6 protein-coding genes and 1 tRNA gene are annotated in these 11,501 nt (G+C 39.2%); 5 read left to right on the forward strand and 2 right to left on the reverse strand.

Features of this window, described 5'->3' with window-relative positions:
* Positions 1 to 118: 118 nt before the first annotated feature.
* From J4N24_RS24540 to J4N24_RS24550, 3 genes are read left to right on the forward strand one after another with little or no spacing between them, the layout of a single operon-like run.
* Positions 119 to 3,244, forward strand: a complete 3,126-nt coding sequence (locus tag J4N24_RS24540) for a SusC/RagA family TonB-linked outer membrane protein (RefSeq protein WP_207536383.1) — start codon at positions 119 to 121, stop codon at positions 3,242 to 3,244.
* Positions 3,245 to 3,270: 26 nt separating this feature from the next.
* Positions 3,271 to 4,788: a SusD/RagB family nutrient-binding outer membrane lipoprotein gene (locus tag J4N24_RS24545; protein ID WP_207536384.1), complete on the forward strand. Its 1,518-nt coding sequence runs from the start codon at positions 3,271 to 3,273 to the stop codon at positions 4,786 to 4,788.
* 16 nt (positions 4,789 to 4,804) lie between these two features.
* Positions 4,805 to 5,848 carry a DUF1735 domain-containing protein gene (locus J4N24_RS24550; protein ID WP_207536385.1) on the forward strand — a complete coding sequence of 348 codons (1,044 nt, stop codon included), beginning with the start codon at positions 4,805 to 4,807 and terminating at the stop codon, positions 5,846 to 5,848.
* A gap of 56 nt (positions 5,849 to 5,904) precedes the next feature.
* Here J4N24_RS24550 and J4N24_RS24555 read toward each other — a convergent pair whose 3' ends face one another.
* Together J4N24_RS24555 and J4N24_RS24560 are read right to left on the reverse strand one after the other, a co-directional pair.
* Entirely contained in the window at positions 5,905 to 7,125 is a 1,221-nt protein-coding gene (locus tag J4N24_RS24555) for an OmpA family protein (protein WP_207536386.1), read from the reverse strand.
* Positions 7,126 to 7,166: 41 nt separating this feature from the next.
* Positions 7,167 to 8,069 carry a S66 peptidase family protein gene (locus tag J4N24_RS24560; RefSeq protein ID WP_207536387.1) on the reverse strand — a complete coding sequence of 301 codons (903 nt, stop codon included), beginning with the start codon at positions 8,067 to 8,069 and terminating at the stop codon, positions 7,167 to 7,169.
* A gap of 242 nt (positions 8,070 to 8,311) precedes the next feature.
* On the opposite strand from J4N24_RS24560, the gene metG reads away from it, so the two are divergent.
* Entirely contained in the window at positions 8,312 to 10,375 is a 2,064-nt protein-coding gene (gene metG, locus J4N24_RS24565; RefSeq protein WP_207536388.1) for a methionine--tRNA ligase, read from the forward strand.
* Between the two features lie 124 nt (positions 10,376 to 10,499).
* Positions 10,500 to 10,571 (forward strand) — tRNA-Arg (locus J4N24_RS24570).
* The last annotated feature ends 930 nt before the right edge of the window (positions 10,572 to 11,501 follow it).

Raw genomic sequence — 11,501 nt, forward strand, 5'->3', positions numbered from 1 at the left:
TAGTTCATACTAAAGTTTGTTAACCATTGAGATATTAATAAAAAAAATATAAAATATTTTCAAGTTTTATATTTTATCACATATATTTATAATTCGATCATTAATTTAAAAAGAGAGTATGAGAAAAAATCTATTCAGTTTCTTTCTCTTGCTGCTATTTATTACTAACGTAATTGCGCAAGAGCGTACCATTACCGGTACAGTAACGGACAAAGGTGACGGCCTACCGTTGCCCGGAGTAAGTATAAGGGTGAAGGGTGGTACAACAGGAACTCAAACAAATGCAAATGGTAAGTACACCCTAAGAATTCCGGGTGATAACACCACAATTGTATTCAGCTACATTGGTTATGCTAATTCAGAAGTAAACACTGGCTCAAGAACGGTGGTGGATGTTGCTTTAGGTACTGATGCGAAGCAGTTGGGGGAAGTTGTTGTGACTGCTCTGGGGATTGAGCGTCAGAAAAAGGAACTTGGATACGCTGCAACAACTATCACTGGCGAAAATCTAACAAACGCCAATGCCGTAAATGCAATTAATGGTTTGCAAGGTAAAGTATCTGGGCTAAATGTTACTACTATTAGTAGTAGTGTTAATGAGGAAGTCCGAATTACGATGCGCGGTATGAGATCATTAACAGGTAATAATGATCCATTGTTAGTATTGGACGGGGTGCCGATGGCTGTAAGTTATTTAAGTGCCCTGAATCCTAATGACATCGAAAATGTTTCAGTTTTAAAAGGATCATCTTCTGCAGCAATTTACGGTCCTGATGCACGAAATGGGGTTATTGTAGTTACAACTAAGAAAGGCTCAGCATCAAAGCCTGTAGTTACATTTAGCAATTCAACTCAATTTTCTAGTATTTCTTTCTTTCCGAAACTTCAGACCCAATTCGGGCAAGGAGGTTACGGCGAATTTATACCATATGAGAACTGGTCTTGGGGTCCAGCTTATGATGGTTCGACGGTTAATTTAGGTCGTGATCTTCCAAACGGAGGACAGCAGACTGTAACTTATAGTCCAACAGACGAACGTAAAAAATTCTTTAATACTGGAGTTACGATGCAGAATGACGTTTCCCTGTCTGCGAAGGATTTTTATTTGAGTATCCAGGATGCTAGAATTAAAGGTGTTGTTCCTGATGATGAGAACCGCAGAACTGGTGTGAGATTGAATGCGTCAAGGGAGTATGGGAAATTTAGAGCAGGATTGAACGTTAACTATGTTCAAAATAACTTTAAGCTCTTTAATGACGATGCCATGTCTGATTATTTCACCGGCTTGGGCCAGGGGGGATATGATGGTTTGATGAATGCTATATATAGCACTCCAGCGCACATTCCTATTTCAAAATATAAAAATCTTAACGATAGATTTTCTACCTATAGTGGTTATTATAATGACTATGGCTTGAACCCATATTTTGCAATAGATAATTGGAGAAACGAGGGTAAAAGGCAAGAGATTTTGGCAAATCTTGACATGACTTTAAAGCCTACCAGCTGGGTGAGTTTAACGTGGCGTCCATCTATATCCTCTAGGAATACAGCTGAACGCATGTTTTCAAGAGGAGAAGTTGCGGACGATTACGCTATAAATGTTAGATCTCTTGGCAGTATACCTGCAAATCTTTCTGAAAAATCGATTAATTTAAATCGTTTATCTTCTGAATTATTTGCTGAGGTTAATAAAGATATTAATAGTGATTTTAAGGTAAGAGGAATTCTAGGCACATATGTTCGCCAGAACCAATCCCGTACTACAACAGTTGGTGCTTCAAGCCTTGTTGTTCCTGATTTATATAATTTAACTAATCGTACAGGGATCCTTACTGGAACCTCTCCAGAATTTAAGTCTAGGCTATTCTCCGTTTATGGAAGTGCGGGTTTAGGTTATAAAGGTTGGGCTAATATTGAAGTAACAGGCCGTAATGACTGGACTTCTGTACTTGCTATTGGAAACAACTCATATTTCTATCCAGGAGTGAGCGGTTCACTAGTTCTAAGTGATGCTGTTCCTTTGCTGAAGTCAAACGATATTTTATCTTATTTAAAGGTACGGGGAGCATGGAATAAAACAGGAAACGCAGATATTGATCCTTATCAATTAGCTGCCAGTTTCACTCAGCCTACTTATACAGGGTTTCCGTTTGGAGCCAATGCTGGATTCACTGCGGCAAGTACAACATACGATGCTAATCTAAAGCCAGAGTTTATTAATAGTACGGAAGCAGGAATTGAAACCGGATTCCTCAATGGAAAAATTAACCTTGAAGCCACTTACTTCTTCCAAAAGAATACGGATCAGATAATCAGCGTAAGAACTTCAGAAGCTACTGGTTATACTTTCGCAAATCTTAATGCTGCGTCATTTAATAATAAAGGAGTTGAGTTAGATCTTCGATTAACTCCATTGGTTAAGTTCCGTGATGGTAATGTTCAATTCAGAGCAAATGCAACTTATAATGATTCTGAAGTAACTAGTATATATTCAGGTCTTGACCAACTAAACATTGGAGGATATCTAAAGTCAGGAAACTATGCTATAGTAGGTCAACCTGCCATGGTTATTAAGGCGAACGACTATAGAAGGGATAGCCAAGGTCGCGTAATTGTAGATAGCTTTACCGGTTACCCAACGGAAGATCCTAACTTGAAGCAGTTCGGCCGGACTCTACCGTTATGGATCGTGGGTCTTAATCCATCAGTTAATTGGAAGGGATTGAATTTGTCAGCATTATTTGAGTATAAGGGTGGTCATGAGGCGTCTTTCTGGGTGATGGGAAGTGATATGACCTGGACTGGTGTTTCAGCCGCTTCAGCTAGGAATAACAGGGAAAGATTTGTAATGCCTAACTCTGTGATTGCAGATCCTGCTAATCCTGGTTCTTATATTCCTAATACCAATGTAGCTGTAAGCAATGTAAATGATTTCTATACCAGTGTTTATCAAAACGTAGCATCCAATTTCATAGTAAGTGCTGCTGCTTGGAGAATGAGAGAACTTGCTTTGTCTTATGATGTTCCAACTAAATTTATAGCGAAACAGAAAGTAGTTAAAGGGCTTTCATTGGCTCTGACTGGAAGAAACCTTTTTGTTTGGGTTCCAAAAACAAATGAGTGGACAGATCCTGACTTTAACAGTGTTGCTGATACTTACAGAAATACCTTTGGTATCGTTAACTCGCAATCGAATCCTCCGGTGAGACTTTACGGGTTTAACATTGTTGCCAAATTTTAAGTCGAACTATTAAATAGAAAAATACAATGAAAAAAGTCATATATAGCTTTATTACACTACTGCTTATCGTCTCTGCAGGGTGTAAAAAGGATTTTTTCGATATTAATAAAAATCCAAACGCTCCCACAGAGGACGTTCTTACACCAGACCTCATATTGCCGAACGTCTTACATCAGACCGCCCGGAAGATGGCTACTTCTTATGATTTTGCTGCCCATTGGACTGGTTATTGGGCTAGATCTGGCTCATTCGGTCCAAGTAACCCTCTTGAAAGTTATGACATAAACACCAATTATGAGACTAATGAGTGGGTAAACGAAAGTACGGCTAATTATAATCCTGCTGTATCATGGTACAATATAATGATGGACGCTGATGTGATGCAAAGGAAGGCTGAAGCTAGCGGTCAAACATTTTATGTGGGTATCGCCAAGGTTATTAAATCAATAGGATTTATGTACCTGGTTGACTCTTACAATAATGTCCCATACACTGAGGCTTTTCAAGGCACGAAGTTTATTACTCCAAAATACGATAATGGTCAGGATATTTACCGGGACCTTCTTGTTCAATTGGATGATGCAGCTAAAATTTTCGCTTCTGTTGATATGAATGCCAATGCGGGAATTACAACTGCAGATATCATGTTTAATGGAAATGCCTTGAAGTGGAGAAAGCTGGCGAATACTCAAAGGTTAAAGTTGTTGATCCATCAATCCGAAGTTTTTGGAGCAACACCACCAACAGCTGAAATTGCTAAAATAACAGCTGACGGTAGCGGATTCCTGGGTGCAGGAGAGACAGCCTCAGTAAATCCAGGCTACGCTAAGAACGAGTTCCAGCAAAACCCATTTTGGGATACTTACAAGAAGACTTTCAGTGGATCAACTTCTGACGACTTTAATAGAGCAAATAACTATGTTTTAAATAAGTTAAAGGCTAACGATGACATTCGTTACCAGTATTACTTTAGCGCTGCATCAACCCCTGTTGGTGGGTTGACCTATAGGGGATATAATTTTGGTTTTGTGGATCCAGATCCAAATCAACCGAAAGCTGCGAACTCTTCAGACGTTGCCGGACCTGGTTTAGTGAAAGGACCGGAGCAAGCTTTATGGCTATTCACTTCAGTAGAAAGTATGTTCCTTCAAGCGGAAGCTGTACAGAGAGGTTGGTTACCAGGCAACGCACGAACTGCCTATGAAAATGCAGTTAGAGAGTCATTCTCATGGTTAGGGGTAACTAATGCTACAGCAACAGCAAACACTTATTTAGCGGGGGCAGGTGCTTACCAAAGTAACGTGCAGTTTATTGTTATGCAGAAGTACTTATCTCTGGTAGGTATCAACAACTTTGAGGCATGGGTAGACTACAGAAGGTTAGGCGTTCCATCAGATTTACCACTTTCTCAATCTCCAAGTAGAGTGGGTGGTGTTCCCGTTAGGTTGCTTTATCCACAAGATGAGTATAATAACAATGCTGCTAATGTTGGAGCTCAAGGCGAAATAAGTGCTCAAACTTCTAAAGTGTTCTGGGATAAATAATTTAATCGTTATTAGAATGAAAAGATTTTTAAAAGTATTACCAATAGCATTGATTTGCTTTGGTTTAAGTTCTTGTCTTAAGGACGAGCCATATACACCCGATACAGCTGAAGCTGAAAACATTATCGAGTTATCTGAAGTGCCGGAGACGTCTGCTGATGCGTCGCATATTTATGCAACCACTGTTAAGTCGTTTCAAGTTGTTCCTAGTGATGAATTCGATGTAATTATAAGTTATTCTGGTTCTGATGTTGCTCCGCAAGATATCGTGGTGGACCTCGAAACAGATTTCTCGGTAGTAGACAAATACAATGCTAAAATTGTAAAAGATGCTAGGGACGCCGCCATTGAGGAAGGAGAGGATCCTGATGACGCAGAGGAGGCCGTTCAAGGTGAACTTTTCGACAAGATGCCTAGTAATTTGTTTTCATTGTCTTCTAAACAAGTAACCATTAAAAAGGGGGAGAAAACAGCAATAGTAAAAGTTACGGTTACTCCAAACAAGTTCGATTTTTCTTATAAATATGGGCTACCTATTTCTATTAAAAGTGCTTCATACGGCACCGTAAGCGGTAATTTTAATTCAATTATCTATGCTGTTGGTGCCAAGAATAAATGGGACGGAAACTATGAAGTAACTGCTACGGCGCCTTTTGTCGATCTAGTTAACCCTCTTGGTAGTGGCTGGTATCCGTTAGATGCTGATTTGATAACCGTTGACGCAAATTCGGTAGTAATGGCTAGTAATACATATCTGCAAGGCGACCCATATGGTCACCCATTCAAAAATAACGGAGGCAATTCGTATTATGGTAATTTCTCTCCAATTTTTACTATGGATGATAATGGCAATGTGATAAGAGTTACAAACTATTATGGTCAAGGTGGCACAACTAATGGAAGTGGACGTTCTGCAAGATTAAATCCTAGTGGGGTAAACAAATTCACTACAAATGCAGACGGCTCGAAAACCTTGGAAGTTAGTTACATAATGCAGGGGCCTGGATTTGTAGATCGGACTTTTTTCCACGAAAAATGGGTATTCAAGGGAGCTAGATAATTTTTTATTTACTCTTTATAACAGAAGGCTTTCCAAATACAATTAGGAAAGCCTTCTTATTTTACTGAAATTTCCTCCTCCCTCAATACCAATTCAATCTCCACTCTCAAATTCTTCATTGCCTCTTTCTGCACCTTCGATGTAGTTAAAGGTTGCTTCCCTCCTTTTCCCATACAAGAAAGACGAACTTCCTGAATACCATTTGCGATCAAGCGCTTTTTAACAGCTGTAGCTCGGTAAAAGGATAACCTTTGTAAGTAGCCCTGCTCGGTAAAGGGGTTATTATTTGTATGACCTATAATCTTTATATCGTATTCTGGATAAGCTTTTAGAAACTCAATTAAGCGATTAACATCAGGGAAGGAATTCGGTAAAATGATATCATTATTGGGTTCGAAATGAATATTGAACAGGATAGCCTTATTTCCAGCGATCACAGGATCAAGATTGAAGTTAACGGTATCAGCCTTTTGTTCTACTTCAATGTCTTCTGTTGCGAAGATATATCCACTGTGTTTTGCAATAATATTTATAGGTCTGTTTACTGGCACCAATAGGGTATAAATTCCTGAGCTATTTGCAACTGTTTCTGACAGTTGCATACCTGTAGAATCGTCTTCGCAGATAATTTTTCCTGCAAGAGGTTTTTTGGTACTGTTGCTAATTATCTTTCCTTTTAATGTTGCTAGGAGTGGGATTCGATTGGATAGTGTACTTTTGAAAGTAAAACCGCCACCATTATGATAAATATTGTCAATTACAAAGGCGAGAGTATCCCCTTTTTTAACATCGAGGGGTTTAGAAAAACTTCTACCTGGTCCCGGTACGGCATACAAATTTTGATATCCCTCCCGCATTCCGGTTCTGCCTGATACGGTTGCATCAGGCCTCGAAATATTAGATCTTATCGGTCTCGCAATGTCTTTTGCAATATCCTTCTTCAATCGATGGGAATACTTATAGATCATCCAATCAAAATCATCCCCTTCACTTTTAGGGGAGATTTCAAATGTCAGACATCCATTAGCAGCAATTGGCATTAGGAACCAAACTGTGTTCTTTTCTTCCTTGAATACAAATGAAGCCCTATAGGGATTTTTAGGAAATTCCTGGATAGAACCGTATCCCTGGGGTGAGTTAGTAAATGAATAATTAATATTAGGACGGACAAGGATTGCATGGTCTAGATCTCCAGCACTCTTATTGATTTTAAGAGTCTGGCCGGTGCAGGAAAATGCAGTTGCAACTAATACTACAATAGCCGAAAGAATGCGCATTAGGGTAAAAATTTTTCGATACCAGGAAATTAGGTTTAAACTCAGAATACTATCTGAACACGGTCAGCGGTAATATTTAAATATACATTTTTTCCAAAAATAATTGCGTGATTATCAGAAAGATGTCCTGCCGGAAACCCGAAGCAAATGGGGTAGTGGTAATCTTTGGTAACGTTTAGTATAATTTCTTCCACGTTTTGCCCGAATGGCTCATCGTTATCCTTCATGCTAGTAAAGCCTCCAACAATCAAACCTGCTAAGCCTTCTAGTTTTCCCGATCTCTTTAAATTCCACATCATCCTATCCACTGCGTATAAATATTCCCCTACGTCTTCAATAAACAATATTTTGCCTTTGAAGTCCATTTCTGATACCGAGCCCATCATCATAACAAGAAGGGATAAATTTCCTCCTATTAATGGAGCGCTGGTTTCTCCAAGTGCATTATAGGTATTAGGTTCCAATAAGTATTCCAAAGATTCTCCGAACAAAGCTTTACGTAATGATTCAAGTGAGGGCTTGGTAGCATCTGGTACGTTTAACGGCATTTGTCCATGAATGGTAGGGATATCAAGGTTGTGTATATGGCTATGGAGAGCGGTAATATCACTAAAACCAATTAGCCATTTAGGTCTTCGGCTAAAGGAGGAGAAGTCTAGCTGATCAATAATTCTGATAGTTCCGTATCCACCCCGGGCTGCAACAATTGCTTTTATTTCGGCATCATCAAGAAATCGTTGTAAGTCCCTAGTGCGGAGGTTATCATCACCAGCAAATTGATAGTGAGAAGCATAGACGGTTTCGCCAAGGACTACTTCAAGTCCCCAGCTTTCCAATAAAGTAATGGCGGAATTTATATCATGTGGAAGTTTTTTAGCAGGGCAGGTAATTGCAATTTTATCACCTTTTTTTAAATATGGAGGAGTGTTTAATTTAGCTAGCATAGCGTTTAGTGGGGCATTCCGCAGATAAGAAACATTAAAACCTGCTTGTTGCTTAACCAGCCTAAAGGTAGTAATTAAGAAAACTAGCGCTACTGATTAATTGAAAACAGGAAAATGATTAAAGAATGAGCCCTCCTGTTCTAACCCATTGACGTTAATGATGGTCTGCTAGTATAGAAAACTTGTTAGAGTAAGCAGTTGTTGACATCAAATAGTATCTTTGCGTTTTTTAATAGAATTCAATGTCGGAATTAGATAAATTTAAAAGATATACTGTTACTTCTGCTTTGCCTTATGCAAATGGGCCCCTTCATATCGGTCATTTAGCCGGAGCTTATATTCCCGCAGATACCTTCGTGCGGCATCTTCGCTTGAAAAAGAAAGATGTTGTATACATCTGCGGATCTGATGAGCATGGAGCTGCGATCACAATTAAGGCAAAGAAAGAGGGAACAACACCTCAGGAGATCATTGATAAGTACCATACTATTATTAAGAATAGCTTTGAGGAGTTTGGAATTGCCTTTAATATTTATCACCGAACCTCTTCCCCTGTTCATCATGATCTATCTAAAGAGTTCTTCTTGAACCTTTATGAGAAGGGCGAGTTTGTGGAGAAGGAATCTGAACAGTATTATGATGAAGACTTCGACCAGTTTTTAGCAGACAGGTATATTGTTGGTACTTGTCCGAATTGTAAGAGTGATGGTGCCTATGGTGATCAGTGTGAGAAATGTGGCACTTCACTAAATCCCACCGATTTAATTAATCCCAAATCTACTTTAAGCGGCAAACCCCCAGTTTTAAGAACAACCAAGCATTGGTACCTGCCACTAGATAAGTATCAACCCTGGTTGGAAGACTGGTTACTTGAAGGAAAAAAGAATAAGTGGAAGACAAATGTTTACGGGCAGTGCAGTTCCTGGTTGAAATCTGGCCTTCAGCCTCGTTCTATGACCCGCGATTTGGATTGGGGTATAGATGTTCCATTAGAGGAAGCGAAAGGTAAAAAGCTTTACGTATGGATGGATGCTCCTATCGGGTATATATCTGCTACCAAGCAATGGGCTGAAGATAACGGAAAAGACTGGCAGCTTTATTGGAAAAAACAGCAGAATGAAGAAGACGATTCCTGCCTGATCCATTTTATTGGAAAGGATAACATTGTGTTCCATTGTATCACCTTCCCTTCTATACTTCACGCGCATGGAGAGTATGTGTTACCTCAGAATGTGCCTGCAAATGAGTTCTTAAACCTTGAGGGTGATAAGCTATCTACTTCAAGAAACCATGCAGTTTGGTTACATGAGTACCTGGAGGAGTTCCACGGGAAACAGGATGAACTGCGTTATGTACTGACATCTATACTTCCAGAAACTTCGGATAGTGAGTTTACATGGAAGGATTATCAGGCAAGAGTTAATAATGAACTGGTAGCTATATTAGGGAACTTTGTAAATCGGGTGATGATCCTGATGCATAAATATTATGAAGGTAAACTGTCTGGAGCTATGTTGAAGGATGCCGCTTTGGATGCAGAGGTAAATAAGGTATCTGGTGATATAGATGAAAGTATAGTTTCATATAAATTCAGACAAGCACTTGCTTCATTAATAGATTTAGCCAGAAGCGGTAATAAATATCTGACAGAGAAAGAGCCTTGGAAAACATTTAAGACGGATGCGGAGGGCACTCGTGAGGTATTGGAGAATTGCGTGTATTTAATCGGGCATCTCGGTCGATTAATGCAACCATTCTTGCCAAATGCTTCCAAAAAGATCTTCGACATGCTTAATCTTCAAAAAGAAGTATTCTTTTATGATGATGATATCAAGTTTGAGAGCGGTCATCAGTTGAATGCAGCTTCCTTACTTTTTGAAAAGGTAGAAGATGATGTGATCGAAAAACAGTTGCAGAAATTGGCTAAGAAAGCAGAGGACGCTGTGGCTGCTAAACCTGTGGAGGTTGCTCCTGCAAAGGAAAATATTACTTATGAAACTTTCTCTACGATGGATATCCGTGTCGGAACTATCCTGGAGGCAGAAAAGGTAGCTAAGACTAAAAAGCTTCTGAAGCTTAAAATTGATACAGGGATAGATCAGCGGACGGTTGTCTCTGGAATTGCTGAGTTTTTCGAGCCGGAAGCAATTATTGGTAAGCAGGTAAGCATATTGGTGAACCTGGAGCCTAGGGAGATTAAAGGAATTCTTTCACAGGGAATGATCTTAATGGCCGAAGACGCGGATGGTAAGCTAAGTTTTGTATCTCCCTCTGCTGCTGTGGGTAATGGATCTGTAGTAAGATAAATACGCTTTAAGTGCAAATTGATTTAGAACTTTAATTAAAAATTCTGCACATTTGCAATCTCGATAAGCGATAGGTCTTAAGGTTTGAATCTTAAATCTTAAATCACTCAATCGTAAATCAGATGGCCCTGTAGTTCAACGGATAGAATAGGCGTTTCCTAAACTCTAGATGTGGGTTCGATTCCCGCCGGGGCTACAAACCGGAAAAGTGATTTAGTTCGCTTTTCCGGTTTTTCATTTCTAGGCCTTTTGATACTATTAGCCGAATTTATTGAACGTGTGTATTCTTCTGAGAACAATGGATTAAGAAGCCAAGTTGAATACAAACAAGAACTCCTTCAAGATTGCCCCTAATACTCCTAGAGTGAAGCCTGGATAAAGAATAGATACTCCCCAGATAAAGCACAGATAAAGCACAGATAGTGGCCTGGAAAGCACTAAATGTATTTACCGGCTAAGAAATCAAAAACAAGAAATAATAAGCCGACTCAAGCCCCGTTTAAATAAAGGTTTCACTAAAAAGAAGAGTAAAAGCTAAGTCAAACTAAAGGCAACACACAAAGCCTCAGCTTGTTTGCAACTATTTTCAAAAATAGCTTGACGGCTAAAGAAAAAACTCTCACCTTTGCAGTCCCAAAACGAACAGGGCTGGGAAAAACGGAAGCAGCGCAAGGCTGCACCGGAATTGAAAAAAGAGAGAAAAGGACGGCGGAAAATTATTTTAAAATACTTCTTGCCAGAATGAAAAAAGATTCTCACCTTTGCAGTCCCGAAACGGACAGGTTGGAAAGTAAGAGCGAAATGCTTTAATACTACTGAAAACCAGCAAAGAGCAAGTTTAAAGTAAGAAAAAAAATCTTCAAATAAATTTGCAGAGAAATAAAAAACTTCTCATCTTTGCAGTCCCAAACCAAAAGGGTCGCCTAAGCGCAATGCAGAAAGCGAAAATGAAAAAGAAAAATCAATGAAATCACCAACACTAGGCGGTGAGATCATCTGAAATAAAGCTGAACCGAGACGGAGAGGCGAAAAAGTTCTTAAAAAGATTAATCAGATAGCATAACGGGAAGGAAACTTTTCGTTAGAAAAATTATCCAAAATCAATTTTCTCGGATAGACAAAATAA

Source organism: Desertivirga arenae (genome assembly GCF_017355785.1).
In the GTDB taxonomy this organism is placed as follows: domain Bacteria; phylum Bacteroidota; class Bacteroidia; order Sphingobacteriales; family Sphingobacteriaceae; genus Desertivirga; species Desertivirga arenae.